25 protein-coding genes and 1 riboswitch are annotated in these 25,572 nt (G+C 67.6%); of the genes, 18 read left to right on the forward strand and 7 right to left on the reverse strand.

Annotated features, from left to right (window positions below; translation table 11 throughout):
• Positions 1-54: 54 nt before the first annotated feature.
• Positions 55-660: a 30S ribosomal protein S4 gene (gene rpsD, locus SA87_RS04105; RefSeq protein WP_066199587.1), complete on the reverse strand. Its 606-nt coding sequence runs from the start codon at positions 658-660 to the stop codon at positions 55-57.
• Between the two features lie 177 nt (positions 661-837).
• On the opposite strand from rpsD, the gene SA87_RS04110 reads away from it, so the two are divergent.
• From SA87_RS04110 to SA87_RS04165, 12 genes are all read left to right on the forward strand, one after another.
• Complete coding sequence (locus SA87_RS04110; protein WP_066199590.1) at positions 838-1,584, forward strand: HAD-IA family hydrolase; 747 nt, start codon at positions 838-840, stop codon at positions 1,582-1,584.
• A gap of 61 nt (positions 1,585-1,645) precedes the next feature.
• Positions 1,646-1,802, forward strand: a riboswitch (cyclic di-AMP (ydaO/yuaA leader).
• 368 nt (positions 1,803-2,170) lie between these two features.
• A complete protein-coding gene (ehuB, locus tag SA87_RS04115) occupies positions 2,171-3,169 on the forward strand; it encodes an ectoine/hydroxyectoine ABC transporter substrate-binding protein EhuB (protein WP_245637644.1) in 999 nt (332 codons plus the stop codon).
• A gap of 5 nt (positions 3,170-3,174) precedes the next feature.
• Complete coding sequence (gene ehuC / locus SA87_RS04120) at positions 3,175-3,828, forward strand: ectoine/hydroxyectoine ABC transporter permease subunit EhuC (protein WP_066199593.1); 654 nt, start codon at positions 3,175-3,177, stop codon at positions 3,826-3,828.
• Positions 3,828-4,478 (forward strand): ectoine/hydroxyectoine ABC transporter permease subunit EhuD, encoded by a 651-nt coding sequence (gene ehuD / locus SA87_RS04125; RefSeq protein WP_066199596.1) that lies wholly within the window; start codon positions 3,828-3,830, stop codon positions 4,476-4,478. Before ehuC ends, ehuD begins: the two co-directional genes overlap by 1 nt.
• A gap of 214 nt (positions 4,479-4,692) precedes the next feature.
• The gene (ehuA, locus tag SA87_RS04130; RefSeq protein ID WP_082718452.1) at positions 4,693-5,553 is read left to right on the forward strand and encodes an ectoine/hydroxyectoine ABC transporter ATP-binding protein EhuA; all 861 of its coding nucleotides are present in this window, start codon (positions 4,693-4,695) and stop codon (positions 5,551-5,553) included.
• Positions 5,550-6,233, forward strand: coding sequence for a GNAT family N-acetyltransferase (locus tag SA87_RS04135; RefSeq protein ID WP_066442079.1), 684 nt, complete (start codon positions 5,550-5,552; stop codon positions 6,231-6,233). Before ehuA ends, SA87_RS04135 begins: the two co-directional genes overlap by 4 nt.
• Positions 6,234-6,397: 164 nt before the next feature.
• Positions 6,398-7,702 carry a diaminobutyrate--2-oxoglutarate transaminase gene (ectB, locus tag SA87_RS04140; protein WP_066199599.1) on the forward strand — a complete coding sequence of 435 codons (1,305 nt, stop codon included), beginning with the start codon at positions 6,398-6,400 and terminating at the stop codon, positions 7,700-7,702.
• 74 nt (positions 7,703-7,776) lie between these two features.
• Positions 7,777-8,181, forward strand: coding sequence for an ectoine synthase (locus tag SA87_RS04145; RefSeq protein ID WP_066199602.1), 405 nt, complete (start codon positions 7,777-7,779; stop codon positions 8,179-8,181).
• A 184-nt stretch (positions 8,182-8,365) separates the two neighbouring features.
• Positions 8,366-9,244, forward strand: a complete 879-nt coding sequence (gene thpD, locus SA87_RS04150) for an ectoine hydroxylase (RefSeq protein ID WP_082718453.1) — start codon at positions 8,366-8,368, stop codon at positions 9,242-9,244.
• Positions 9,245-9,472: 228 nt separating this feature from the next.
• A complete protein-coding gene (locus tag SA87_RS04155; protein WP_082910468.1) occupies positions 9,473-10,867 on the forward strand; it encodes an acyl-CoA dehydrogenase family protein in 1,395 nt (464 codons plus the stop codon).
• Between the two features lie 236 nt (positions 10,868-11,103).
• Complete coding sequence (locus tag SA87_RS04160; protein WP_066442083.1) at positions 11,104-11,649, forward strand: DUF2062 domain-containing protein; 546 nt, start codon at positions 11,104-11,106, stop codon at positions 11,647-11,649.
• Positions 11,650-11,741: 92 nt separating this feature from the next.
• Entirely contained in the window at positions 11,742-13,142 is a 1,401-nt protein-coding gene (locus SA87_RS04165) for an FAD-binding oxidoreductase (protein WP_066199609.1), read from the forward strand.
• A 28-nt stretch (positions 13,143-13,170) separates the two neighbouring features.
• On the opposite strand, the gene SA87_RS04170 is transcribed toward SA87_RS04165, so the two are convergent.
• Complete coding sequence (locus SA87_RS04170) at positions 13,171-14,181, reverse strand: diacylglycerol/lipid kinase family protein (RefSeq protein WP_066199612.1); 1,011 nt, start codon at positions 14,179-14,181, stop codon at positions 13,171-13,173.
• Between the two features lie 30 nt (positions 14,182-14,211).
• Here SA87_RS04170 and SA87_RS04175 point away from each other — a divergent pair, with 30 nt between their 5' ends.
• Positions 14,212-15,297, forward strand: coding sequence for a hypothetical protein (locus SA87_RS04175; RefSeq protein WP_066199615.1), 1,086 nt, complete (start codon positions 14,212-14,214; stop codon positions 15,295-15,297).
• Positions 15,298-15,390: 93 nt separating this feature from the next.
• On the opposite strand, the gene SA87_RS04180 is transcribed toward SA87_RS04175, so the two are convergent.
• The 5 genes from SA87_RS04180 to speE all read right to left on the reverse strand — a co-directional run bounded on the left by SA87_RS04180 (position 15,391) and on the right by speE (position 19,660).
• The gene (locus tag SA87_RS04180) at positions 15,391-16,053 is read right to left on the reverse strand and encodes an amino acid ABC transporter permease (protein ID WP_066199617.1); all 663 of its coding nucleotides are present in this window, start codon (positions 16,051-16,053) and stop codon (positions 15,391-15,393) included.
• A gap of 3 nt (positions 16,054-16,056) precedes the next feature.
• Positions 16,057-16,752 carry an amino acid ABC transporter permease gene (locus SA87_RS04185; RefSeq protein WP_066199620.1) on the reverse strand — a complete coding sequence of 232 codons (696 nt, stop codon included), beginning with the start codon at positions 16,750-16,752 and terminating at the stop codon, positions 16,057-16,059.
• Positions 16,753-17,088: 336 nt separating this feature from the next.
• Entirely contained in the window at positions 17,089-17,919 is an 831-nt protein-coding gene (locus tag SA87_RS04190) for an ABC transporter substrate-binding protein (RefSeq protein ID WP_066199625.1), read from the reverse strand.
• Between the two features lie 21 nt (positions 17,920-17,940).
• Positions 17,941-18,672: an amino acid ABC transporter ATP-binding protein gene (locus tag SA87_RS04195; RefSeq protein WP_066199627.1), complete on the reverse strand. Its 732-nt coding sequence runs from the start codon at positions 18,670-18,672 to the stop codon at positions 17,941-17,943.
• 94 nt (positions 18,673-18,766) lie between these two features.
• Positions 18,767-19,660: a polyamine aminopropyltransferase gene (gene speE, locus SA87_RS04200; RefSeq protein WP_245637645.1), complete on the reverse strand. Its 894-nt coding sequence runs from the start codon at positions 19,658-19,660 to the stop codon at positions 18,767-18,769.
• Between the two features lie 411 nt (positions 19,661-20,071).
• Between speE and SA87_RS13060 the strand changes: the two genes are divergently transcribed.
• From SA87_RS13060 to SA87_RS04225, 5 genes are all read left to right on the forward strand, one after another.
• Positions 20,072-20,419, forward strand: coding sequence for an FCD domain-containing protein (locus SA87_RS13060; protein ID WP_156423633.1), 348 nt, complete (start codon positions 20,072-20,074; stop codon positions 20,417-20,419).
• Positions 20,416-21,837, forward strand: a complete 1,422-nt coding sequence (locus tag SA87_RS04210) for an FAD-binding oxidoreductase (RefSeq protein WP_066199635.1) — start codon at positions 20,416-20,418, stop codon at positions 21,835-21,837. Before SA87_RS13060 ends, SA87_RS04210 begins: the two co-directional genes overlap by 4 nt.
• Before the next feature lie 220 nt (positions 21,838-22,057).
• Complete coding sequence (locus SA87_RS04215; protein ID WP_066199638.1) at positions 22,058-23,566, forward strand: (Fe-S)-binding protein; 1,509 nt, start codon at positions 22,058-22,060, stop codon at positions 23,564-23,566.
• The gene (locus SA87_RS04220; protein WP_082910469.1) at positions 23,563-25,065 is read left to right on the forward strand and encodes an FAD-binding oxidoreductase; all 1,503 of its coding nucleotides are present in this window, start codon (positions 23,563-23,565) and stop codon (positions 25,063-25,065) included. Before SA87_RS04215 ends, SA87_RS04220 begins: the two co-directional genes overlap by 4 nt.
• Before the next feature lie 28 nt (positions 25,066-25,093).
• The coding region (locus SA87_RS04225; protein WP_156516491.1) for an RNA-guided endonuclease InsQ/TnpB family protein at positions 25,094-25,572 on the forward strand (479 nt) is incomplete at its 3' end.

The raw sequence follows: 25,572 nt of genomic DNA on the forward strand, positions 1-25,572 counted from the left end.
CGGGCTTTTTGTCCGGACGATTGGCGTTGAACGGATCGGCGGCTTTGGCCGGGATCAGCGACTGTAGAACTCGACGACGAGGGTTTCCTGGATCTCCTGCGGCAGCTCGGAGCGCTCCGGCAGCCGGAGGAGGGTGCCTTCGAGCTTGTGCTCGTCGAAGGAGAGGTACTCCGGCAGATACGCCCGCTGGGCGAGGGCATCCCGGACGACGACCATCTGCCGGGCCTTTTCCGTCAGGCCGACGACGTCTCCCGGTCGGAGCTGGTAAGACGGGATGTCGACCCGGCGGCCGTTGACGGTCACGTGGCCGTGGTTGACGAGCTGCCGGGCGCCCCGGCGGGTGCGGGCAAAGCCGAGCCGGTAGACGATGTTGTCCAGGCGGAGCTCCAGCAGGCGGAGGAAGTTTTCGCCGGTATTCCCTTTCATGCGGGACGCCTTCCGGAACAGGTTGGCGAACTGTCGCTCCGTCAGGCCGTACATGAAGCGGAGCTTTTGCTTTTCCTGGAGCTGAAGGCCGTATTCGGTGAGTTTCCGCCGCTGCGAGGCCGGTCCGTGCTGGCCGGGCGGATAGGGCCGCTTCCGAAGCTCTTTGCCGGTGCCGGAGAGGGAGATGCCGAGGCGGCGGCTTACGCGCCACGTCGGACCGGTGTACCGCGCCATGTTGCCAAACGTCGCCTCCTGCGTTAGGATAAAATCGTCCGTGAATTCGGGCGCTCCGTTCCTGCGGGCGCCCTCTATGCCGAACCGGACGCCGTCCGGCGTCCGCGTGCCAGCAGCCGCGCGTGGCAATGCTTTTACCTTACCGAATCTGAAGCGAAAAGTCAAGGAGGGGCGGCCGTGCTCCGGGCGCTTATCTTCGACGTCGACGGGACGCTGGCGGAAACCGAGCGGGACGGCCACCGGACGGCTTTTAACCGGGCCTTTGCCGAGGCCGGTCTCCCCATCGTGTGGGACGAGGCGACGTACGGGGAACTCCTTCGGGTGACCGGCGGCAAAGAGCGGATCCGCCACTTCCTCGACCGGTGCCCCGACTGCCCGGCGCTCGACGAAGCGGCGATCGCGGCGCTTCACCGGAAAAAGACGGAGCACTACACCGCTTGGGTCCAAAGCGGGGCGATCGAGCTCCGGCCGGGCGTCGCCCGCCTCATTCGGGAGGCAGAGGCAGAGGGCCTTCGGCTGGCGGTGGCGACGACGACGACGCCGGACAACGTGGAGGCGCTGCTCGGGCGGGCGGGTTTGCGCGGGGCCTTTCATGTCATCGGGGCCGGCGACATCGTGCCGGCGAAAAAGCCGGCGCCGGACGTCTACCTCTGGGTGCTGGAGCGCCTCGATCTTGCCCCGGATGAGGCCATCGCCTTCGAAGATTCGGAAAACGGCCTTCGGGCGGCGCTGGCGGCCGGCCTTCGGACGGTGGTGACGCCGAGTTTTTACACCCGCAGCGAGGCGTTTGACGGCGCCTGGGCGCTCCTTTCGGAGCTCGGCGAACCGGAGCGGCCGGCGACGGATCTCCGGACCGGTCGGCCGGTGGTCGTCGATGTCAACTGGCTTCGGGCGCGGCTGGAAGGGGGGGTAATGCAAAATTAGTCGCTTCCTTGGGGTTGACCCCCCTGACCGGCGGTGTTACGATGGACTCGAACTTGAAAGCTCCATATCCGGGCCGAATCTCGCGGGCGGATAGCCGCGCCGCGGGAACGGGGGACCCACTCCTCGGGGGCTAATCTCGGACGATATCCGAGAGGGATGCACGCTTCTCTGCCATCCTGCCCGTCAGCTAACCCCGTAGGCTAACGCAGAGAAGGCCAAGCGGTGCTTGGTGAATGTTTTCTTTTTACCCAGGATAGTGCATTTAATACACATTCACCCTCCGCAAGAAAATGCCTTCGAAGTGAAGATTTTTTGTCTTCTTTGCGTGCCACGGGGGGCGCCGTAGGCGCACCGGTCCGGGGAAGGTCCTCGGGATCGGTGCGCCTTTTTTCATCCGATGGCCGGCGTTTCGGCGCCGGAGTGGCCTTCCGGCTCGGGTCTCCGGAAGGGGAGCGGATGCCGGATCGCCCGCGGCGGAAACGGGGTCGTTGCGGCGCTCTCCGCGACGGAAGCCGGGGCGTTGCGGCGGTCTTCGCGACGGTTCGGCCCGGGGAGGAGAGAAAGATGGAGACAGGGAGGGACGGCGGTGAAGCGAACGTTTTGGCGGGACGGAAGGCGTCTTGCGGTCGGGCTTTTGGGGCTGTTCATCGCGGTGGCGTTCGTCGTCGCCGGTTGCGGATCCTCCGGCGGACCGGGGGGCGGGACGGCCCCGGGCGGTCAGACGGGGACGGCGGAGGCGCCCTCGGGCGAAGGGGACGGATCCGGATCGGGCGGCGAGGGAGCCGGCGAGCCGGCGCTCCTCAAGCGCTTGAAGGAACAAGGTTACGTTACCGTCGGGCTGGCGAACGAAAAGCCGTACGCTTATCAGGAGGCCGACGGGACGCTGACCGGCGAGGCGATCGAAGTCGCCCGGGCGGTCTTTTCGGAGCTCGGGGTGCCGGAGATCCGCGGGCAGATCGTCGAGTTCTCGTCCCTCATCCCGGGGCTTAAGGCGAAGCGGTTTGACGTCGTGACGGCGGGGATGTTCATCACGCCGAAGCGGGCGGAAGAAGTCGTCTTCGCCGATCCGGAGTACCGCATCGGGGAAGCGCTGGCGGTGGCGAAGGGGAACCCGAAAAACCTCCGCAGTTACGAAGACATCGCCGCCGATCCGAGCCTCAAGGTGGCCGTCATGAGCGGCGCCGTCGAAATCGACTATCTGAAGGCGGCCGGCGTCCGGAAGGAGCAGATCGTGCAGGTTCAGGACCAGCCCCAGGCGGTGAAGGCGCTGGAGACGGGCCGGGTCGACGCGATCACGATGACCGGGCCGTCGCTTCAGGCGATGCTCGAGTCGGCGGGGAGCGACAAGATCGAACGGGTCGAAGACTTCAAGCAGCCGGTCGTCGACGGGAAGGAAGTGTACGGCTACGGCGCCGCGGCCTTCCGAAAAGAGGACGCCGACCTGGCGAAGCGCTACAGCGAAAAGCTGCATGAGCTGGAGCAGTCCGGAAAGCTCCTGGAACTCCTCCGGCCCTTCGGCTTTACGGAGGCGGAGCTTCCGAACGGGATGACGGCCGATGCGGTGCTGAAGGAGGCCGCGAAGTAAGGCGGATGGAAGCCGGGATCCTGCTCCTTCCGGGGCTTTTGCGCGGCCTTCGGGTGACGCTCGAGGTGTTCGTCCTCGGAGCGATGCTCGCTTTGGGGCTGTCGTTTGCCGTCGGGCTCCTTCGCCTCTCCCGCTTCCCGATCGTCCGAACGCTGGCGGCGGCTTACGTGGAGTTTTTTCGGGGCACGTCGCTTCTCATTCAGCTGTTCTGGCTTTACTATGCGCTTCCGTTTTTCGGCGTGGAGCTTTCGGCCCTGGCCGCGGGCGTCCTCGGCCTCGGCCTGAACTACGGGGCGTACGGGTCGGAGGTCGTCCGCAGCGCGATCCGCTCGGTGCCGAAAGGGCAGTGGGAGGCGGCGATCGCCCTCAACCTGTCGCCGCTCGTTCGTTTTCGCCGGGTGATCCTGCCGCAGGCCTGGCCGCTCATGCTGCCGCCTTTCGGCAACCTGCTCATCGAGCTGTTGAAGGGGACGTCCCTCGTTTCGATGATCACGCTGGGGGATATGACGTTTCAGGCGATGTCCCTCCGGACGACGTACGCCCGGTATGAGGTGCCCCTCTTTCTTTTGCTCCTCGTCCTATACTTCCTCATCGCGACCGCGACGAGCGCGATCGTCCGGCGGCTCGAGCGGCGGGCGCGGGTCGGGAGGTCGGCGTGATGGGGGATGAATGGCGCTGGGACGTCGCATGGGCGGCGGCCCGAAAGATCGCCGCCGTCGTCCCGGTGACGATCGCGGCGACCGTCCTCGGCTTCGTCGTCGCCGCCGCCGCCGGGCTGGCCTGGACGATCGCCCGCCGGAGCCGATCGGCCCTCGTCCGCGGGGCGGTCGAGGCGGCGATGGAATTCGTCCGCCGCACGCCGCTTTTGGTGCAGCTTCTCTTTCTGTACGTGGCGTTTCCTCGCCTGTCGGTGTTCGCCATCGGCGTCATCGGTCTGGGGCTTCACTACGGCGCGTATCTGTCGGAAGTCTACCGGGCGGGGATCGAGGCGGTCGACCGCGGACAGTGGGAGGCCGCCCGGGCCCTCAACTTTTCCCGCCAGAAGACGTGGACGCGCATCATCCTGCCCCAGGCGATTCCCCCGATCGTGCCGATGATGGGCAATTACCTGATCGTGCTCTTTAAGGAGACGCCGCTTCTGTTTGCGATCAACGTGACGGAGATGATGGCCGTCGCGAAGCAGTTCGGCTCGGAGACGTTCCGCTATCTCGAGGCGTTTACCGTCGTCGGCGTCTTTTTCTTCCTGATGAGTTACCCGGCTTCGCTCGTCGTCCGGTGGCTGGAGGCGCGTTTCGGGCGGGCCGGCTGAGGCGCCTGGCGGATCCGGCGCGGATGGCCCCCGAAGTGGGCGCGGAGCTGACATGGCGCTCAGGCCTGGCCCCGGGGGTAAGGGGCGGAACGCGCCTGGTGCGGGCGTGAAGCTTTGGCAGCGGGCAGGACAGCGCAGGAGTTCGCTTCGAAGGTTTGCCTCCCGTCGGTTTCCTTCCGCACAGTAAAGTTTCTTGGCAAAGGGGGAGATTCGGATGGCCGGTGCGCCGGCGATCGTCGATGCGAATCGCGCCCTTCAGGATCGGGCTCGCGCCCGGGAAGACGCCGCCGTCAGGCGGCCGATCGTCCGCTTCCGCGGCGTCAAAAAGGCGTTCGGCGCGATGACGGTGCTGGAGGGGATCGATCTTGACCTGTATCCCGGCGAAAAGGTCGTCGTCATCGGGCCGTCGGGGTCCGGCAAGACGACCCTCGCCCGGATGCTCATGACGCTGGAGACGCCGTCCGGCGGGGAAATTGAGGTAGACGGAGAGCCGCTCTTTACGATGGTGCGGCGGGGGCGGCGCGTTCCCGCCGACGAACGCCATCTGGCCCGCGTCCGGGGAAAGATCGGCATGGTCTTCCAGCACTTCAACCTCTTTCCCCACATGACGGTCCTCCGGAACGTGACGGAAGCTCTGATCCACGTCCGGCGGATACCGCCGGAGGAAGCCCGCCGGCGGACAATGGCGATGCTCGAGCGGGTCGGCATGGCGGAGCACGCCGACAAATATCCGGCGCAGCTGTCCGGCGGGCAGAAGCAGCGGGTCGCCATCGCCCGGGCCCTCGTGATGGAGCCGAAGGTGATGCTCTTCGACGAGCCGACGAGCGCCCTCGACCCGGAGCTCGTCGGAGAAGTGCTGGCGGTCATCAAGGAAATCGCCGCCAAAGGGGACATGGCGATGCTTCTCATCACCCACGAGATGCAGTTCGCCCGGGAGATCGCCGACCGGATCGTCTTCATCGACGGCGGCAAGATCGTGGAACAGGGGCCGCCCGAAGAGGTGCTCCTGCGGCCGAAAAGCGAGCGCCTGAAGGCGTTTTTGGCCCGGTTCCGAAACGGGATGGGGCTTCGATGACGACCGAGGCGAACCGTGGGAAGGCCTTCCGCTTCGGATCTCCTTCCACGGCAGGGGCGGCGGAGGCGCCGCGCGGCGTTTGGACGGAGGAAGGGGGAGAAGGGGGCGCTTCCGCGCCGAATGGGGCAAGGCAGCGGGCCGCGGCCGGCGGGAAGGAAGCGGGCGATGGAAGGCCCGTCTATCGCATCCGTCCTCCGGCGCCGGACGAAGGGGCCCTCATGTGGCGCATCGCCCGGGAGACGGGGGTGCTGGAGGCGAACTCGCCGTACGCCTACGTGATGGTGGCGCGCCTGTTCGCCGCCGCTTCCCGGATCGCCGAGGCGGACGGCCGCCCGGTCGGATTCATCGCCGGCCTTGCGCTCCCGGAGCGCGACGGTCTTTTCGTCTGGCAGATCGGCGTCCGTCCGGCGCACCAGGGAAACGGCCTCGGCGGGCGGATGCTCGAGGCGCTCGTCTTTGGCCGCGCTCGCCCGCCGGTGCGAAGGCTTTGGGCGACGGTGGCGGAGGGCAACCGGGCCTCGTGGCGCCTCTTCCAGGGGGTGGCGGAGCGAAGCGGCGGTCGGTTCCGGGCGCTCGACGTCTGGCCGCCGTTCCTGTTTGCCGTGGGCGACGGGGCGCCGCCGCATCCGCCGGAAATCCTCATCGAGATCGCCTGGCCGGCCGAGGCTTTGGCGCTTTGAGCTGCTTCGGCGCACGAAGGCGTCGAGCGGGCGCGACCGGCATCGACGTCCGGAGGGCGGGAGGGCGCCGTGGCAGCTTCCGGGGGATGAGGCGGGGTCTGGGAGGGGCGGGTTCGGCGCCGACGGCGCCGAAGCAAAAGCAGGGCCGAAGGAGGCGTTTTCGGATGAGCGGGCTGGATCTGTTCGAACGGCTCGAGTCGAACGTCCGAAGTTACGGACGGATGTTCCCCACCGTGTTCGTCCGGGCGGAAGGATACCGGCTGATCGACCGGCACGGCCGGATCTACCTCGACTTTTTCGCCGGGGCCGGAGCCCTCAACTACGGCCACAACGATCCGGCGATGAAGGCGGCGATCATCCGCTATCTCGAGGCCGACGGCATCGTGCACAGTCTCGACATGGCGACGGAAGCCAAAGGAAGGTTTTTGCATCATTTTGAAAACATCATTTTAAAACCCAGAGGTTTAAATTATAAAGTTTTGTTCCCGGGGCCGACGGGGACGAACGCCGTCGAGGCGGCGATGAAGCTCGCCCGGAAGGCGACGGGGCGGACGGCCGTCTACGGTTTTACGCGGGGATTTCATGGCATGACCCTGGGGTCGCTTGCCGTCACGGGGAATCGCGCCAAGCGGGCGGGAGCCGGGGTGCCGCTTCCCTACGGGATGGCCCTGCCGTACGACGGCTATTTCGGCCCCGACGTCGATACGATCGACTGGATCGAGCGGCTTCTTACCGATCCGGGAAGCGGCGTCGATCTTCCGGCGGCGATCATCGTCGAGACGGTGCAAGGGGAAGGGGGGCTCCAGGCGGCGTCGTGGCCGTGGCTCCGGCGGCTTCGGGCCCTCACGGAGCGCCTCGGCATCGTCCTCATCGTCGACGACATCCAGACGGGGAGCGGCCGGACGGGGCCGTTTTTCAGCTTCGAGCGGGCGGGCATCGTGCCCGACATCGTGACGCTGTCGAAATCGATCGGCGGGTTCGGCCTGCCGTTTTCCCTCGTGCTCGTCCGGCCCGATCTCGACGTCCTCGGGCCCGGCGTGCACAACGGGACGTTTCGCGGCAACAATCTCGCGATGGTGGCGGCGACGGAGGCGCTCCGGCGGTGGGAGACGCCGGCGTTCGAGGCGGCGATCGACGAGAAGGCTGCCTTGCTCCGGCGCCGCCTCGAAGGGCTCCGGGACGCCGTCCGGGAACGAGGAATCGCGGCCGAGGTGCGGGGACGGGGACTCATGCAGGGCCTTTGGCTCGAGCCGCCGGGGCTTGCGTCGGCGGTGAGCCGAGAGGCGTTTCGGCGCGGGTTGATCGTCGAGACGTCGGGCCCCGAGGACGAGGTGGTGAAGCTGCTTCCGCCGCTCATCATCGACGAGGCGGGCCTTGAGGACGGGCTTATGCGGCTTGAAGCGGCCATCCTGGCGGCGATCGAAACGATCCGGTCGGAGGTGGCCCCTTCGGCGGTCGCCGGCCGGTGAGGGCGACGGCGAGGGGCGGACGCAGGGCAAAAGGAGCAGGAGCGGAAATCCACGATGCGGAAAGGAGAGCTGGGATGATCGTCCGAAGGCTGGAGGAGATCATCGGGACGGAGCGGGACGTTCAGGCGAAGACGTGGAACAGCCGGCGGCTCCTGTTGAAACGCGACGGCTTCGGCTATTCGCTTCACGACACCCGCATCTTTGCCGGGACGGAAACGACGATGTGGTACAAACACCACATTGAAGCGGTTTACTGCGTCGCCGGGGAAGGAGAGCTCGTCGATCACGAAACGGGGGCGGTGCACGCGATTCGGCCGGGGACGCTCTACGTCCTCGACCGCCATGACCGGCACACGCTCCGGGCGAAGACGGAGCTTCGCCTCTTCTGCGTCTTTACGCCGGCCCTGACGGGCCAGGAGGTGCACGACGCTTCCGGGGCGTATCCGCCGCCGGAAGAAGCCGAGGCGAAAGCCCGCTAAAGGGAACGCCAGCTTCCGTTTGCGCCGCTTCGGGCGCCGGAAAGCCGCCTGGCCGCCGAATTCGGGCCATCCGACGTCGGGAACGAGCTTAGGGCCAATCGACGTCAGAGGCGACGTTCAAACCGCGCCGTTTTTGTCCGCCGTTTTGATAAGTAAAATTTTTGGTTGCAGGAGGGGAAACGGAATGGGGGCACCGTCGCTGATGGAAGATCGGTATCCGTCCCGGACGGGCGAGGGGACCCGGTGGATCGAGCGGAAGGACCCGGTCGTCTACGGCCGGCCGGAGGACGGCCCCCTTTCGGCCGAAGAGCTCCGCGAATATGAAGCGAAAGGGTTTCTTCTCTTGCGGGACGTCTTTTCCCCGGAAGAGGTGAGGGCGTTTCGAGAGGAACTCCGGAGATTGTTTGAGGAACGGGCGCACGATCCGTCGCCGGAAGTCGTCCGGGAGCCGGAGAGCGACGTCGTCCGCTCGATCTTTCGCGTCCACCGGACGAGCGAGGTTTTCCGGCGCCTGGCGGACGATCCGCGCCTTCGGGATGTCGCCCGACAAATTCTCGGAAGCGACGTCTACATCCACCAGTCCCGCATCAATTACAAAAAGGGATTCCACGGCCAGGAGTTTTTCTGGCATTCCGATTTTGAGACGTGGCACGTGGAAGACGGCATGCCCCGCATGCGGGCCTTGAGCGTCTCCGTCGCTCTCGAGGACAACTTTCCCTTCAACGGCCCGCTCCTTCTCATGCCGGGGTCCCATCGGGTATTCGTCGCCTGTCCCGGCCGGACGCCCGAGCGCCACTACGAACGCTCATTACGCCGGCAGGAGTATGGCGTGCCGGATGAAGAAAGCCTCGCCCGTCTGGCCGAACGCTACGGCATCGAAGCGGCGGTCGGGCCGGCAGGGTCGGTCCTCTTTTTCGACAGCAACGTCATGCACGGCTCGAACGGCAACATCACGCCGTATCCGAGGAGCAATGTCTTTTTCGTCTACAACAGCGTGGAAAACCGCCTGGTGGCGCCGTTTTCCGGCCAGGAACCGCGTCCGGCGTATCTTGCGGAGCGTTGACCGCTGCCATATTCGAAGTTGACCGTTGCTTTACTGAAGTGGATCGTGGGCTTTCGCCAAAATGAACCCTTGTCGGCGATCGAGCCAAGCGCCCGTCCTCGATGTCGGTGGCGCTCCGACGGCGCTCTGCCGGCCTTTCGCGGCCGTTCGGCCCGAAGGGCCGGCTTTTTTGGCCGGTCTCTTTTTAACTGTGCTATAATGGAAGCGATCTGTTGAGGGGGGACGGCGATGGACCGAAACGATGGCGCGCCGGGGCGCCGACCGCTTCCGGAGGAGGCCGGGCCGGCGACGACGGCGGAGAGGGCCGGTGACGAGGAGACGGCGGCCGGTCCCGGGCCGGTGGCGCCGGCCGTCTCCGGCGGGGCCGCTCCCCGGCCGGAAAGGTTCGGCGATCCGGAGGTGGAAGCCGCGCCGGCGGGGCCGGACTGGGTGGCCCGGGCGCGGGAGCTCGCCCGGGCCTTTGCCGAGACGGCGGGCCGCTACGATCGGGAGGGCGCCTTTCCCCACGAGCATTTTGAACGGCTGAAGGCGGCGGGGTTTTTCCGCCTCACGGTGCCCCGCGACTTCGGCGGCGAGGAGGCGTCGCTGACGCTTCTTCTCCAGGTGCTGGAGGCGCTCGCCTGGGGCGACGGCTCGACGGCGCTCGCCCTCGGCTGGCATCTCGGCCTCATCCTCCATTACCGGGCGTCGCGACGCTGGCCGGAGGAGCGGTTTCGGGAGCTCTGCCGGGCGGTCGTCGAAGAGGCGGCGCTCATCAACCACTTTTCGACCGAGCCGGCGACGGGGAGCCCGAGCCGCGGCGGGCTTCCGGAGACGAAGGCGGTGCCGGTGCCCGGAGGCTTTCGTCTCTATGGCCGAAAGACGTTCGGAACGCTGTCGGCGGTGGCCCGCTTTTTCGTCGTGACGGCGACGGTGGCGGACGGCGGCGCCACCGCTTCGGGCGGTGAGCGGGAAGAAGGCGGGGCGGCGAGGGTCGGGGAGTTTCTCGTCGAGCGGGGCGAGGGGCTCCGGATCGAAAAGACGTGGGATACGCTCGGCATGCGGGCGACGGCGAGCGACGACGTCGTCCTGGAGGGGGCGTTCGTTCCGGCGGAGCGGCTTCTCGGTTTTCGCGGCGAGCGGCGCCCGGGGCGGATCGACGACGGCGACGGGTGGTATTTGTTCATCCCGGCGGTCTACCTCGGCATCGCCCGGGCGGCGCGAGATGCCGCCGTTCACTTCGCCAAGACGTACCGACCGAACAGCCTGGGGGGTCGGCCGATCGCCGACGTGCCGCACGTGCGGCAGAAGATCGGTGAGATGGAGCGGCTCCTCTGGACGGCCCGGACGGTCGTCTACGCCGTCGCCGAGCGGTGGGACCGGGATGCGGCCGGTCGGGCGGCGCTCAGGCCGGAGGTGGGCGCCGCGAAGTCGGTGGCGACCAACGCGGCGATCGACGTGGTCGACCGGGCGATGCGCATCGTCGGCGGACAAAGCCTTTCCCGGGCGCTTCCGCTTGAACGGCTGTACCGGGACGTCCGGGCGGGCCTCCACAATCCGCCGATGGATGATGCGGTGCTGGAGATGCTGGCGGCCCAGGCGCTGGAGGAGCCGCCGAAGGAGCCGAGGGGCTTCGGCGTGTAGGGAGGCCCCTTCGGCCGGGGTCGCGTCGTCGGCCGTGTTTTTGCGTCGACGCCATCGTACCGGCGTCGGCGGCATCTTGCCGGGGTCGACGGCATCTCCGACAGGGGGGAACGGCCGACGGGAGCGGCCGGTTCGCCCTTGCGCCATCGGGGCGAATTGGCTACGATCGTTTCAGAAAAACAGGCAAAAAAGGACGGCGGAGATCGGTCGTGACGCCCACCAAAGAAGCCGGCCCGGTGCGCCCGCCCAGAAGCCGCTTCGAGCGGTGGCGGCGGGCGCTTCGCTTTTACCTTCTCCGGCTGATCCGGATCAACGATAACCGGGCGAGCGTCGTTCGGGGGATCGGCATCGGCATCGCGGTGCACAGCATCCCGCTGTTCGGCTTTTCGCTCCTCGCCGGGCTGGCGCTCGCGTTTCCGTTTCGGGCGAACAAGGCGGCGGTGACGCTGGCCAACCTGATGAGCGCGCCGGTGACGCTGCCGATTTATTCGCTGAACCTCATCGTGATCAAGCTGACGGTCGACCGGCTGAAGCCCGCGGCGGAGGCGCTCGGGCTTCTGCCGCGGTACGCCTACTTCAGCGGAACGATCTTCGGCATCGCGAGCGTCTTTTTCCTCCTCTACCTCGCCTCGACGCTCGGGGCGGCGCTGGCGCTTAGAGGGCTCGATCGACATCTCGCCGAACGCCGCCGGCGGCGTCGGGCAGAACGGACGTCCCGCTCGGATCGGGCGGCCGTGCCGGCGGTAAAGTCGCCGCTTTCGTCGGAAGAAATCCCGGATTAAAAGCGTCGGGGGCGTTCCGAAGCCGGCCCCGGGCGGTTCTGGCGCCGGCCGCTGTGTTATGATGGAAAAAAAGCGGAGAGGGGTGCGCCGTGATGCATGACGGGGAACGGCCGTGGTTGACCGAGCTTCGGGCGCTGTTTCCGAACGATCGGGTGTCGACGAATCCGACGGTTCTGGAGCAGCACAGCCACGACGAATCGTACCATCCGCCGCACTTTCCGGACGCCGTCGTTTTTCCGGAGTCGACGGAGGAGGTGGCGCGGCTCCTCCGGTTTGCGAACGCGCGGCGGATTCCGGTGATCCCGTTCGGCGTCGGCTCCAGCCTGGAAGGGCACGTCGTCCCGGTCCGGGGCGGCATCAGCCTCGATCTCACGCGGATGAACCGGATTTTGGACGTCCGGCCGGCGGATTTTCTCGTTCACGTCGAGGCGGGGATGACCCGGACGGCGCTCAACCGGGCCCTCGCCCGGCACGGCCTCTTTTTTTCCGTCGATCCCGGGGCCGATGCGACGCTCGGCGGCATGGCGGCGACGAACGCCAGCGGTACGACCGCCGTCCGCTACGGCGTCATGCGGGACCAGGTGCGGGGGATGACGGTCGTCCTTGCCGACGGGCGGGTGATCCGCCTCGGGGGCCCGTACGTGAAGTCGTCGTCGGGATATGACTTGAAGCAGCTTTTCCTCGGCTCCGAAGGCACCCTCGGCGTCATCACGAGCCTCTGGCTGCGGGTGTTCGGATTGCCGGAGGCGGCGTACGCCGCCCGGGCGACGTTTCCGTCGGTCCGGCAGGCGGTGGAGGCGGCCCACGCGATGCTCCGCTACGGTCTCGCCCTCGCCCGGGTGGAGCTGGTCGACCGGACGTCGATCCGGCAGATGAACGCGATGAAGGGGACGACGTATCCGGAGGCGGATACGCTCTTTTTGGAGTTTCATGGCAGCCCGGCGGCGCTCGAGGCCGACCTTCCGGCGGCGGAGGCGATCGCCCGGGATGGCGGGGGGACGGCGTTTGAGATCGAGCGGGAAAAAGAAGCCCGGGACCGGCTGTGGGAGGCCCGGCATCACCTCGCCTACGCTTATCTCCACGCCCATCCGGGGAAAAAACAGCTCGTGACGGACGTCTGCGTGCCGCTTTCGGTCCTCGCCGACGGGATCGAGCTCGCCCGGCGGGAGCTCGAAGCCCGTGGGCTTGAAGGCGGGGTCCTCGGGCACATCGGGGACGGGAACTTCCATACGATCGTCATGATCGACGCCGACGACCCGGCGGACGTCGCCCGGGCGGAAGGGCTGCACGAGGCGCTCGTCCGGTACGCCCTCTCCGTCGGCGGGACGGCCACCGGCGAGCACGGCGTCGGCCTCGGGAAGCTCAAGTATCAGGCGGAGGAGCACGGGGAGGCGCTTTCGCTCATGCAGGCGATCAAGCGGCTGCTCGATCCGGCCGGCATCCTGAACCCCGGGAAGAAAATTCCCCTTCCGCCGGATGAAAGCACCGGCTGAAGGGGCCCGACGCGCGGAAACAGAGGCATTAGGCGCGAAAGCGGATCGCTTTCGGCAGGACGTCGACGGCGACGCTCAGGCCTTCTTCCCGCTCGCCGTCCCGCTGCAGCCCGACGGGGCGGCGGGCGGCTCCGGTGCCCCGGGGACGCTCTCCGAAGGTGAGGACGGCCTTTTGCACCCGCCGAACGGTCACCGACGGGTGGCGGATGTGCCGCCCCCGGAAGACGAGCGGAAAGGCCCGGAGAAAGCCGAGGCGGCCGATGCCGGAGACGACGACGAGGTCGAAAGCGCCGTCGGCGACTTCCGCGCCGGGGGCGATGTGCATCCCGCCGCCCAGGAAGGGGATGTTGGCGAGGACGATCAGCCAGGCGTCGTCGAAACGGAGTCGCCCGTCTTCCAGCTCGATCGTCACCGGAAACGGCCGGAACGTCGACCACGCCTTGACGACGCCGAGGGCATAGGCGATCCGCTGGAAGCGCTTTTTGAAGGCAAGCGCCTCGACGGCGTCGATGACGGCGGCGTCGATCCCGGCGCCGGTAAAACCGAAGAAGTAGACCGGCGCCTCCGGCCCGCTTCCCGGAGTCATGATCCGGAGGCGGCCGACGTCGATCGCCCGCTCCGGCGCGGCGAGGAGCCGCTCGAGGGCCCGTTCCGGATGCCGCGGGATGCCGAACGTCCGGGCGACGTCGTTGCCGGAACCGGCCGGAATGAGGGCGAGGGCGGGGGCGGGTCCGTTGCGGTCGGCGCCGGGAAGCGGTGTGCCGGCTTGAGCGGCGGCCCGGTTCGCGGCGCCTTCGGTCCGGGCGTCCATCACGGCGTTTAACACGAGCGAGAGCGTCCCGTCGCCGCCGACGGCGACGAGCGCCTCGACGCGGCGGTCGCCGGCGGCTTCCCGGGCGAGGTCGAAGGCGCCCCGGGCGTCCCGGCCGACGAGGAGCTCGTAAGGGATGCCGCGGCGCTTTAAGGCCGTTTCCAGCCGGCGCCAGATGCGGACGCTCCGGCCCGCGCCGGCGGTCGGATTGAGGAGAAAAGCAAACACGGGCGTCTCCTTTCTTTCGGGAGGGATGAGATGTCGGTCGAAATCTGGGTCTATCGCCTCTACGATGTGGCCCAGGAAATCGATCTGGACGCGATCGAAGCGCGCCTCAGGGGCGAACGGACGGCGTCGCGTCTGACCCTGCGGTTGGGGCATCCGAAGGGGCTGGAGATCAAAAACCCGCCCCTTTCGTTCGTCCTCGACCCGGAGGCCCGCATTGCCCTGGCCGGCGAAGAGACGCCGGCGGAAGTGAGCGCCCGCTTTTACGACTTCGGCGTCTTAAGCCTCGTCATTCGCCTCCGCCTGTCGACGCCCCTGGACTGGGGGCGGCTCATGCGCTACGCCGAGGCGCTCCAGGCGGAGGAGACGCCGGAGCTGGATCGGCGGTTCGAGGCGTATCGCGACGACGTCTTCCGGCGCTTCGGCACGTATTTTTACGGCGGAGGATATGCGGATTATGTGGAGGATTTTGTCCTGTTTGCCGTCCGGGCGTGGCCGGACGACGAGGAATGGTCGCCGCTTCCGATCCTTCTCGGCGAAAAGGGGCCTCTGAGCGAGGCGCTCGTCGAGGATGCGCTCCGGTATCGCTTTTCATACGACGAAGACGACATCATCATTGCCTGGGACAGCGCCTGGGTCGAGGATGCCGACGGCCCCGGGGCGGTGGCGGATCTTCTCGAGTTTGCCAAGGCGCAGCTCCTTGAACTCCGCTACTACGACGACCTGCTCGAGCGGGAGCTCGCTGCCCTCTACGATATGCTCGCCGCCGCCCACGGGCACCGGGGGCGTTTTCGCTTCGGCCGGCTCCGGGAGTCGCGGAAGCTCATGCGGAAGATCATGGAGCTGATTCTCGAGATCACCGAGTTCACCGGTCGGATCGAAAACGCCCTCAAGGTGACGCATGATTTTTATTACGCCCGGATTTACACGGCGGCGGTCGAGCGCTTCCGCATGCGGGAGTGGTCGGAGAGCATCCGGGAGAAGATGAGCGTCCTCGAGCGGCACTACCAGCTCCTCGCCGACGAGTCTCTGTCGACGCGCTTCATCTGGATCGACACGCTCATCCTGCTCCTGATTCTCATCGAGATCCTCCTCGGCCTGCTCCGGCTGACCGGCTGAGGGGCGTGATGGGCCGCTTGACGGATGGGAGAGAGCGTCCGGAGGGCCGCAAGCGCCTTTGGCCGGGCTTGATGCGCCGTTTCGCCGATCCGGTCAGTGTTCGATTCGGAGGCGCCGCTCGAGGGTGAGGGCGAGCTGGGAGAGGCTGAAGTTGGTGATGAAGTAAAGGAAACCGGCGAAAAGGAGGACCGGCACGACGTATCGGCTCGGGTTGGCGTTGTAGATGATCTTGCTGTTGTGAAGCAGTTCCGGAAGGGCGATGGCGACCGCGAGCGACGTGTCTTTGAGGAGGGAGATGAACTGGCTGACCGTCGGGGGGATCATCCGGACGAGGGCCTGCGGGAGGACGATGTAGCGGAGCGTCTGGAACGCGGTCAGCCCCGTCGACCGGGCGGCTTCGATCTGGCCTTTGTCGACGGAGAGGAGCCCGCCGCGGATGATCTCCGAGATCATCGCCATCTCGAAGACGGTGAGCGCGACGATGGCGCTCGCGATGACGTCGAGGCGGATGCCGATGTCCGGCAGGGCGAAGCGGGTAAAGATGATGATCAGAAGGAGCGGGAGGTTCCTCAGGGCCTCGACGACGGCGCCGAGCACCGGCGCCAGGATCGGAACCCGGGCGTAGCGGAGGACGGCGATGACGGTGCCGAAAAGAAACGAAAGGACGATGGCGCTCGCGGCGACGAGGAGCGTCACCCGAAAGCCGTCGAGCATGAAGAGAATGTGTTCCGGCGTAAGCGCCGCCCGAAAGTCCACGGCTTATCCCTCCCCGTAGGCCGCCTGAGCCGCCCGGGAACGGTCCGGCAACCGGTGCAGGCGGCCCTCCAGCGTGCGGACGGCGATGCTCAGCGGGATCGTCATCAGGAGGTAAAAAGCGGCGGCAAGAATATAGGCGCCGAACGTCTTGAACGAGTCGCTCGCCGCATAGTCGCTCCAGTACATGAGATCGAAACCGGCGAAAAGGCTCAGGATGGAAGAGTTTTTGACGAGGTTCAAGAACTGGTTGCCGATCGGCGGAATGACGATCTTGATCGCCTGCGGCAGGATGATGTAGCGCATCGTCTGGACGTAGCTGAGGCCGCTCGCCAGGCCGGCCTCCATCTGCCCCCGGGGGATGGCCTGGATGCCGGCCCGGACGGCTTCGGCGATGAAGGCGGCGGTGTAGACCGTAAGACCCAGGGTGCCGGCGGTAAAGCCGTCGAGGTTGAGGCCGAAGGCGGTGAGTCCGTGATAGAAAAAGAAGGCGACGAGGAGGAGCGGGATGTTCCGCAAAATTTCAACATAGGCGCGGCCGACAGCGTTCAACGCCTTCAACGGCGCGATGCGGAGGACGGCGACGACGATGCCGATGATGAGGCTTCCGGCGAGGGCGATGAGGCTCACCAGCAAGGTGGTGAAAAAGCCGCGAATCAAATACGGGTAATAGTGTTCCAGGACGTACAGGACGTCCCCCACGCGCTTCCCTCCTTTCCCGGGCCGCCGAGCCGTGCGTTTCGTTCTGAACAAGGCCGCTCCCCTCGGCGACGCGTGCCCTTTTCGCCGGCGGAAGCCCGCCCGGCAAACGGAAAGCGTGGATGAGGCCATCCACGCTTTCCGTCGCTTGCCGGCGCTTGTCGCTTGGCGACCGGCGGACGCCGGTCGGATCGGCTTTGGGCGCCCGCCGGAGCGTCGGCCGTCGTCCGGGCGCCCGGCGGGCGACGCTCCTCGGTTCGGACGACGGTCGATCGGCGGGGCCCATCCGGCGATCGCGCTCCAGAGCGACCGATCGCCTCCGGCCCCCGTCGGGGCGCGTCACTCCGCCGGCGGCTCTTCCTTAAACCACTTGCGGTACAGCTCGGCGTACTGGCCGCTTTCCCTGAGCTCCTTCAGGAAGTCGTTGACGTACTGGGTGAACTTCTCGTCGCCCTTCCGGATGCCGATGCCGTACGGCTCCTTCGTGAACAGCCCGCCGACGAGCTCGAAATTCGGATCCTGCTGGGCGTAGCCCATGAGGATGATGTTGTCCGTCGTCATGGCGTCCACCTTGCCGCTCTTTAAGGCCGCAAACGCCTCGGCGTAGTTGTCGTATTCGAGCACCTGTGCCTTCGGCGCTTTCTCGCGGATGTTTTTCACCGAGGTGGACCCTTTGACGCCGGCGACCTTCGTGTTTTCGTTCAGGTCTTCGATGCCCCGGATCGGGGACCCCTTCGGGACGAGCAGCGACTGGCCGGCGGTGTAGTAGACGTCGGAGAAGTTGATCTCCTTTTTGCGCTCGTCGGTGATCGTCATCGTGGCGACGATGATGTCGATGTCGCCGTTTTTGAGCATCGGAATGCGGGTCGAGGAGGTGACTTCTTTCAGTTCGATCTTGTTCTCGTCGCCGAGGATCTTCTTTGCCAGCGCCTTGGCGATGTCGACGTCGAAGCCTTCCACTTCGCCGGTCTTCGGATTTTTGTAGCCCATGAGCGGCGTGTCGTACTTGACGCCGGCGATGAGCTTGCCCCGCTCCTGGATGAGGTCCAGGGTGCTCTTTCCTTCCTGGGCGCCTTCTTTGCTCCCGGAACTGCAGGCGGCCAGGGTGAAGGCGAGCGCGAAAGCCGCGGCGAGGGCAGCCCAGCGGTACGGACGGTGACGGCGCGTCATCGAACCCCTCCTTTTATTTTTTCATCCGTGGCTCAGAATCCGTTTTAAAAAGGCCCGCGCCCGCTCTTCCTTCGGGCGGGTGAAAAATTCCTCCGGCGGCGCGTCTTCGAGAATCTCCCCCTGGTCCATAAAGACGATCCGGTCGGCCACCTCCCGGGCAAACCCCATCTCGTGCGTGACGATGACCATCGTCATGCCTTCTTCGGCGAGCATTTTCATCACGGCGAGCACCTCGCCGATCATCTCCGGGTCGAGGGCGCTCGTCGGCTCATCGAAGAGCATGATCTTCGGCCTCATGGCCAGCCCCCGGGCGATGGCGACCCGCTGCTGCTGGCCGCCGGAAAGCTGCGCCGGATAGGCGTGGATTTTGTCGAGGAGGCCCACCTTTTCCAGATAAAAGCGGGCGATCTTTTCCGCTTCGGCCCGGGGCATCTTGAGCACCTTCGTCGGGGCGAGGATGATGTTCTCCAGCACCGTCATGTGGGGGTAGAGGTTGAAGTGCTGGAAGACCATGCCGATGTTTCGCCGGAGCTTGTTGAGGTCGGTCCCCTTTTGGTGCACCGGGATGCCGTCGACGATAAGTTCGCCGCTCGTGATCGGCTCCAGGCCGTTGATCGTCCGAAGAAGCGTCGATTTTCCGGAACCGGACGGGCCGATGATGACGACGACTTCGCCGGCGCGGATCGTCAGGGTGATGTTTTTGAGCACGTGGAAGGCTCCGTAGTGCTTGTTCACGTTTTTAAATTCGATCATCGCACCCCTCGCCTGCCCGTCGCCCCCGACCGGCCCCTCACCCCCGGCCGGCGGCGCCGTATGGCATGTAGTCTAGTGGATCCGGTCGGCAAAATCAACCGGACGGGCCTTCGGGGCGGATGCGCTCCACGACATACGGCGGGAGGGCAAACGCCGCCCGCATGACGTCGGTCGTGGCGTAGCGGGTCCGGATGCCGGGGTCGAGGGGACGCACGGCCTCGTATCGCCGGCTGGCCAGGGTAAAGAGCCAGAGGCCGCTCGGATAGCTCGGGACGACGGCGAGGTACGGCCGGACGATCGGGAACAGGGCCTCGAGGGCACGGAGGGTTCGGCGGGCCGTCTCGGGATGGTGGAACGGGGAGTCGGTCTGGGCGACGAGGAGGCCGTCTTCGGCGAGGAGGCGGGCCAGCGCTTCGTAAAACGGCGACTCGAAAAGCACCGTCGCCGGTCCGATCGGGTCGGCGGCGTCGACGATGATGACGTCATAGGGGCCGTCGGCCCGGGCGGCGAAACGGGCGCCGTCTTCGAAATGGAGCCGAAGGCGGGGGTCGAGGGCCTCGCCGGCGATCTCCGGCAGATACCGGCGGCTCGCCTCGACGACGGTTTGGTCGATTTCGACGAGGTCGACCGAGCGGACGAAGGGGTATTTGAGCACTTCGCGGGCCGCGCCGAGGTCGCCGCCGCCGATGATGAGCACCCGCTCGGCCCGGGGATGGACCGACAGCGGCACGTGGGCGATCATCTCGTTGTAGATAAACCCTTCGGCGACCGTCGTCTGGATGATGCCGTCGAGGATGAGGGCGCGGCCGAACGGCACGGTGTCGGCGATCATGACGTGCTGAAAGGGCGACTGGGCTTCGAACAGGACGTCGGTGATGCGGACGCTCGTCAACAGGCCCGGCTCGTCGTCGGTAAGCCACAGCTCTCCGCCCAGGCGGGTGAGGTGCTTCGGCAGTCGGTTCATCTCGTCTCCCTTCTTTCGGCGCATCGGCAAACGGACGGCCGTTCGGCCGCCGTTCGGTCAAAAGCCCGTGCCACATTATAACATATCCTTTCGGGCGGGACGATGGCCCGCCCGGACGAGGCGCGGGACCGCGACGCGGCGGCCGCCCGCTCGGGATTCAGAATAGGCGCTCGGCCGCGCCGTCGAGCGCCGGCCCGCGTTCACCGCCCGGCTTCGGCCCATGGCCGCGCTCCGTCTGACCCTGAACGGAAGGGGGCGGCCGGGGCCGCCGGGGCAGCACAAAAACCCCCTCTTGTCGGAAAGGTTGGAATGGCGGTATCATATGAAGGATCGGACGTCTGATGAGTGCCGTGCCGGCGATCGGTTTCGGACGAAGAACGATGCGGATCGCGGTATGGCGGGAAAAGCCGGAAAGGGGCGGGGGAATGGGATCGGGTGGGAGCCGAACCCGCGCAAGGGGACGATCGCCCGGCGCCGGCCGACCGCCGCCCTTTTGCCGCCGGTTTCGCCGGAGGAGCGGGCCAAGCTGCGCCGAACGCTCGTCGCGCGGCGGAAGCGCCGGAAGACGCCCTCGTCCAGGTGCACCGCCGTCTTCTTCGCCGGCCGGGGCGCTTCGAGGCGGTGATCGGCGATCACCGGGCGATCGCCGCCGTTGGTCGGGTCGATCCGGCGGCTGCCCGCCGGGCGATGGCGCGGCATCTCGGCCGGGTCGAGCGGTGGATCGGCTGCCGCGGCGCGGTTCCCCGGCGCGGCCCGAAAACCGAGGGGAGGGCGGGGCGATGACGGACCGAGAAAGGCGGCTCGATTCGGTTCTTCCCGGCCGCTTTCGGAAGGTGGCGGACGACCGCTACGGCGGGCTTCCGCCGACGATGGTCGTGCCGCGAACGGTCGAAGAGGCGCAGGCGATCGTCCGGGAGGCGCGGGCTTCCGGGGAGACGGTGGCCTGGTTCGGCACCGGAAGCCGCCGCGGTCTGGGCCGGCCGGCAACGGCGGCGATCGGCCTTTCGCTCATGGCGCTCAAAGGCGTCGTCGACTATCGGCCCCACGATCTCGTCGTTACCGTGCGGGCGGGGACGACGGTGGCGGAGCTTGCCGCCGTCCTCGCTCCGGAAGGGCAGCGGCTGGCCGTCGACGTGCCGAACCCGGAGCGGACGACGATCGGCGGCGCGGTGGCGGCCGACGCGTTCGGCTGGAGGCGCCATCGCCACGGGGGGTTTCGCGATCATCTGCTCGGCCTGCGGATGATCTCCGCCTCCGGCGATCTTCTCCGGTTTGGCGGCACGGTGATGAAAAACGTCGCCGGCTACGACATGCCCAAGCTCGCCGTCGGCGCCCTCGGGACGATCGGCGGCGCGGTGGAGTTTTCCTTTCGCCTGCGGCCGCTTCCGCGGGCGCGGGCAAGCGTGGTCGCTTTTTTTCCGCCGGCGCGCTGGCCGGAGATCGAAGCGGCCCTTGCGGCGGCGCTTCGGGCGCCGATCGAACCGGAGGCGCTCTGGCTGCTTTCGCCGGCGGCGGCGGGCGATGCGGCGGGGCGGTGGGGGCTGGTGGTCCCCTTCGCCGGAGAGCCGGCGGCGATCGCGGCGGAAGAGGAGCGGCTGCGCCGGCTTCTTCCGCGGGGGGCGGGCGTCGAGGTGTCGACCGTCGGAGAAGCGGAGGAGCGGGCGCTGTTCGATCGCCTGTCGGCCGCCCTGGCCGGAAGCCCGCCCTGGCCGGCCTTTTATCGACCGATGGAAGGGTCCGAGGCGGTGGCCCGCGCCGAAGGGGAACCGGGGGCTCAAGCCGGGGACGCGGAGGCGCAAGCGCCGGATTCGGCGCCCGATCGCGCTCCGATCGTCCTCCGATTCGGGCTTCGCTCAACGGACGTGCCGGAAGCGCTCCGGCAGGCGGAGGCGCTCGGGCGGGCGGAAGGGTTTTCGCCGCAGGTGTTCGGCTGTTTCGGAAGCGGCGTGGCCTGGGCGGTGCTGGGCGGCGCATCGGCCGACGCCGCGCCGTCGGAGATCGAGGCGGCCCGGCGGGTGATCGCGGCGCTTCGGGAGGCCTTTCCGTATCCCCGCGGCATCGTCCGCATCGAGCATGGGCCGGCGACCCTGCGGCAGGCGGTCGACCCGTGGGGGATCGACGAGCGGACGGCGTCCCTCTTTCGTCGTCTGCACCGGGCGCTCGATCCGGAGGGGCGTTTTTTGGCGGCCCGGCTGGCGTAGCGGCCGATGCCGGTACGGACCGCCCCGGGCCCGTTCGGCGGATCTTGGTTTCCGCGCATCGGAGGGCTTTGCCCGCCGGCCCCTTCGGGCGGCAAGGGATGGGGCGGTTTTGGACGGCCGGGGCGGCGGTGAAGCGGATCGGGGGGCCGTTCGGAAGCGTTCGGCGTCCCGCCGGCGCCCGGGGCGGTTGAGAAATAGGACCGGAAGGAGGGGCGGCAGGATGGCGCGAGAAATCGAAGCAGCCGAGGCGGAGGCGGGGGGACGGCCGGGAACGGACCGTGCCGGCCGGCGCTCTCCGGGGTTTCCGTATCCGGATCCGCCGCAGGCGCCGGATTATGAACTTTGCGTCCACTGCGGCCTGTGTCTCGACGTGTGCCCGACGTATCTCGAGCGCGGCGAGGAGCTCCATTCGCCGCGGGGGCGGGTGTTTCTCATCCGCCAGGCGGCGGAAGGACGCCTTCCCCTCGACGCGGGCCTTTACGAGGCCGTCTTTCAGTGCCTCGACTGCCGGGCCTGCGAGACGGCTTGTCCGTCCGGCGTGCCGGTCGGCCGGCTGATCGAAGCGGCCCGCGGGCAGGTCGTCCGGGCGATGCCGTCGCGGGGGTTCCGGCGCTTCGTCGAGGCGACGCTCCTTCGCGGCCTCATTCCCCATCCGAGGCGCCTCGACCGGGCGGCGGCGCTCCTTCGCCTGTACCAGCGAAGCGGTCTGGCCCGAGCGGCCCGGGCCCTTCGCCTGACGAAGCTTTTGCCGCCCCCGCTCCGAAAGCTGGAGCGGGCGCTTCCGGCCGTCCGCCGCTCCGTCCGCCGGCGGTATCCGGAAGCGCTGCCGGCGCTTCGACCGTCTGCGGCGGCGCGGGCCGAAGCGGCGGTCGCGGCCGCCCCCCGATCGGGATCCGAGGCGCGCCCGCCGGTCTCCCTCGCCGCGGCCGCTTCCGCGCCCGCCGCGCCTCCGGCGTTCAGGCCGGAATTCAAGCGGCCGAAGCGGGTCGGGGTGTTCACCGGCTGCGTCATGGACGTCTGGTATGCGGACGTCAACGAAGCGACGGTGCGGGTCCTCCGGGAAAACGGCTACGACGTCGTCATCCCGAAGGACCAGCGGTGCTGCGGCGCGCTTCACGTCCACGCCGGCGATCGGGAGACGGGAAAGGCGCTCGCCCGGGCCAACCTCGAGGCCTTTCTCTCCCGGGACGTCGACGCGATCGTCGTCAACGCCGCCGGCTGCGGGGCGGCGCTGAAAGAATACGGCCATCTGCTGGCCGAGGATCCGGAGCGGGAGCGGGCGGAAGCGTTTGCCGAAAAAGTTTACGACGTCAGCGAATTCCTCGTCCGTTTCGGTTTTCGGCCGCCGACGGGGCGCGTCGAGGCGACGGTGACCTATCACGAGGCCTGCCATCTCGCCCACGCTCAGGGGATTCGCGAGGCGCCCCGGGCGCTCCTTCGGAGCATCCCCGGCCTTCGCCTCGTCGAGATGCCGGAGGCGGACCACTGCTGTGGAAGCGCCGGCATCTACAACCTCACCCACCCGGAGATGGCGGAGGCGCTTCTCCGCCGCAAGGTGGCCAACGTGCCGGCCGAAGCGGAGGCGGTGGCGATGGGCAATCCCGGCTGCATGCTGCAGATCGCGTCCGGCCTGCTGGAGGCCGGGCGACGGACGGAAGTGGTGCATACCGTCGCGCTGCTCGATCGGGCTTACCGCGCCGAAACCCACGGAAAGGAGGAGGCGCCATGATCGAATCCCGGGTCGCGGCGGATGCCTGGCGCCGCGAAGGCGCCGCTCTTCCCGGGCCAGAGGAGGACTTTCCGCCGCCCCTTCCCCGGGCGGTGGCGGCGGCGATCCGGTCGATCGTCGGGGAGCGGTTCTTCCTGGAAGATCCGGCGTCGCTTCTCGCCTACGCCTGCGACGGTCAGACGCTCATCTGCCGTCCTCCCCGGGCGGTCGTGCTTCCGGCGACGACGGAAGAGGTGGCGGCGGTCGTCCGCCTCCTCTACGACGCCGGGATCCCGTATCTTCCGCGGGGCGCCGGAACGGGCTTAAGCGGGGGTGCCGTCCCGCTGAACGGAGAGGTCGTCTTAAGCCTCGCCCGGATGAAGCGGATCCTTCACGTCGATCCGGTCAACCGGCTGGCGGTCGTTCAGCCGGGGGTCGTCAACCTCCGCCTCTCTCAGGCGGTGGCATCGGAGGGGCTCTACTTCGCGCCGGATCCCTCCAGCCAGTACGCGTGCACGGTCGGCGGCAACGTCGGGGAAAACGCCGGCGGCGCCCACTGCCTCAAGTACGGCGTGACGACGAACCACGTCCTCGCCCTCCGGGTCGTCCTTCCGGACGGGGAGGTCGTCGACCTCGGCGGTCCGCCCGGAACCCCGGGGCCGGACCTCGTCGGCCTCTGGACGGGTTCCGAGGGGACCCTCGGCATCGTCACCGAACTCACCGTCCGGCTTTTGCCGCTTCCGGAAGGCCGGCGGACGGCCCTCGCCTATTTCGATACGGTCGACGCCGCCAGCCGGACGGTGGCGGACATCATGGCCGCCGGGATCGTTCCCGCCGCCCTCGAGATGATGGACGCCGTCGCCATCGAAGGGGTGGAGCGGGGGAAAAAGCCGGCGGGGCATCCGCCGGATGTCGAGGCGCTCCTCCTCATCGAGGTGGACGGCGTCGAGGCGGGCCTCGACGCCGAGATGGAACGGATTGTCGCCGTCTGCCGGAAAAACGGCGTGCGGTCGGTCAAGGTCGCCGAAAGCGAGGCGGAGCGGCGGCTCTGGTGGGACAACCGGAAGACGGCCTTCGCCGCCATGGGGGCGATCTCGCCCAACTATCTCGTGCAGGACGGGGTGATCCCCCTCAGCACGCTGCCGGACGTGCTGCGGCGGATCCGGGCCATCGGCGAAAAATACGGCCTTCGCATCGCCAACGTCTTTCACGCCGGGGACGGCAACCTCCATCCGCTCATCCTGTACGACGGGCGGGTGCCGGGAGAAGCGGAGCGGGCGGAAGCGGCGGGCCTGGAGGCGCTCCGGGTCTGCGTCGAGGTCGGCGGATCGATCACCGGCGAACACGGCGTCGGCATCGAGAAACGGGAGGCGATGTGCTTCATGTTCGACCCGCCGGAACTCGAGGCGATGCGGGCCGTCCGGGCGGCCTTCGATCCGAAGGGGCTTCTCAACGCCGCCAAGCTCATTCCGACGCCGGGACGCTGCGGCGAGGTGAAGGCGGCCGCATGGGAAGGGTGAGGGCGCGGTTCCCTGGAGGCGCTTCAGCGTGAAGATCCATAGAGCCTACCGGTATGAACTCGATCCCAACACGGAACAACGCCTCCTTCTCGCCAAACACGCCGGGGCCGCCCGCTTCGCCTACAACTGGGGCCTCGCGCGATGGATCGAGATCTACGAAAAAGAGGGCCGCACGACAAACGCGATCGAACTCCACCGCGAACTGAACCGCCTCAAGAAGACGGACTTCCCGTGGATGTATGAAGTGTCCAAGTGGGCGCCGCAGGAGGCGCTTCGGGATCTGGAAAAGGCGTTCCAAAACTTCTTTCGCGGGCGGAAGACCGGCCGGAAGGTCGGCCATCCGAAGTTCCGCCGCAAACACGACCGGCGGGACAGCTTCAGGCTGGATAACAGTTCCGGCACGATTCGCCTTCTTCTGGACGGACTAGACCCTCGCCATCCCGGAAAAGCGCGGCACATCGTGCTGCCCCGGATCGGTGCGGTACGCCTCAAGGAAAAACCGATCCG

The sequence above is a fragment of the Hydrogenibacillus schlegelii genome, from assembly GCF_001653195.1.
Taxonomy (GTDB): Bacteria; Bacillota; Bacilli; order Thermicanales; family DSM-22653; genus Hydrogenibacillus; species Hydrogenibacillus schlegelii.

What these genes read in the sequence shown, in the direction of transcription:
- ehuC (WP_066199593.1), top strand. Translation starts at nt 3,175, where the DNA reads ATGGAAGCCGGGATCCTGCTCCTTCCGGGGCTTTTGCGCGGCCTTCGG.
- ehuD (WP_066199596.1), top strand. Translation starts at nt 3,828, where the DNA reads ATGGGGGATGAATGGCGCTGGGACGTCGCATGGGCGGCGGCCCGAAAG.
- SA87_RS04195 (WP_066199627.1), bottom strand. Translation starts at nt 18,672, where the DNA reads ATGATCGAATTTAAAAACGTGAACAAGCACTACGGAGCCTTCCACGTG.
- SA87_RS04210 (WP_066199635.1), top strand. Translation starts at nt 20,416, where the DNA reads ATGACGGACCGAGAAAGGCGGCTCGATTCGGTTCTTCCCGGCCGCTTT.
- ehuA (WP_082718452.1), top strand. Translation starts at nt 4,693, where the DNA reads ATGGCCGGTGCGCCGGCGATCGTCGATGCGAATCGCGCCCTTCAGGAT.
- ectB (WP_066199599.1), top strand. Translation starts at nt 6,398, where the DNA reads ATGAGCGGGCTGGATCTGTTCGAACGGCTCGAGTCGAACGTCCGAAGT.
- SA87_RS04220 (WP_082910469.1), top strand. Translation starts at nt 23,563, where the DNA reads ATGATCGAATCCCGGGTCGCGGCGGATGCCTGGCGCCGCGAAGGCGCC.
- SA87_RS04215 (WP_066199638.1), top strand. Translation starts at nt 22,058, where the DNA reads ATGGCGCGAGAAATCGAAGCAGCCGAGGCGGAGGCGGGGGGACGGCCG.
- speE (WP_245637645.1), bottom strand. Translation starts at nt 19,660, where the DNA reads ATGCGCCGAAAGAAGGGAGACGAGATGAACCGACTGCCGAAGCACCTC.
- SA87_RS04155 (WP_082910468.1), top strand. Translation starts at nt 9,473, where the DNA reads ATGGACCGAAACGATGGCGCGCCGGGGCGCCGACCGCTTCCGGAGGAG.
- SA87_RS04175 (WP_066199615.1), top strand. Translation starts at nt 14,212, where the DNA reads ATGTCGGTCGAAATCTGGGTCTATCGCCTCTACGATGTGGCCCAGGAA.
- SA87_RS04135 (WP_066442079.1), top strand. Translation starts at nt 5,550, where the DNA reads ATGACGACCGAGGCGAACCGTGGGAAGGCCTTCCGCTTCGGATCTCCT.
- SA87_RS04165 (WP_066199609.1), top strand. Translation starts at nt 11,742, where the DNA reads ATGCATGACGGGGAACGGCCGTGGTTGACCGAGCTTCGGGCGCTGTTT.
- rpsD (WP_066199587.1), bottom strand. Translation starts at nt 660, where the DNA reads ATGGCGCGGTACACCGGTCCGACGTGGCGCGTAAGCCGCCGCCTCGGC.
- SA87_RS04190 (WP_066199625.1), bottom strand. Translation starts at nt 17,919, where the DNA reads ATGACGCGCCGTCACCGTCCGTACCGCTGGGCTGCCCTCGCCGCGGCT.
- thpD (WP_082718453.1), top strand. Translation starts at nt 8,366, where the DNA reads ATGGGGGCACCGTCGCTGATGGAAGATCGGTATCCGTCCCGGACGGGC.
- SA87_RS04145 (WP_066199602.1), top strand. Translation starts at nt 7,777, where the DNA reads ATGATCGTCCGAAGGCTGGAGGAGATCATCGGGACGGAGCGGGACGTT.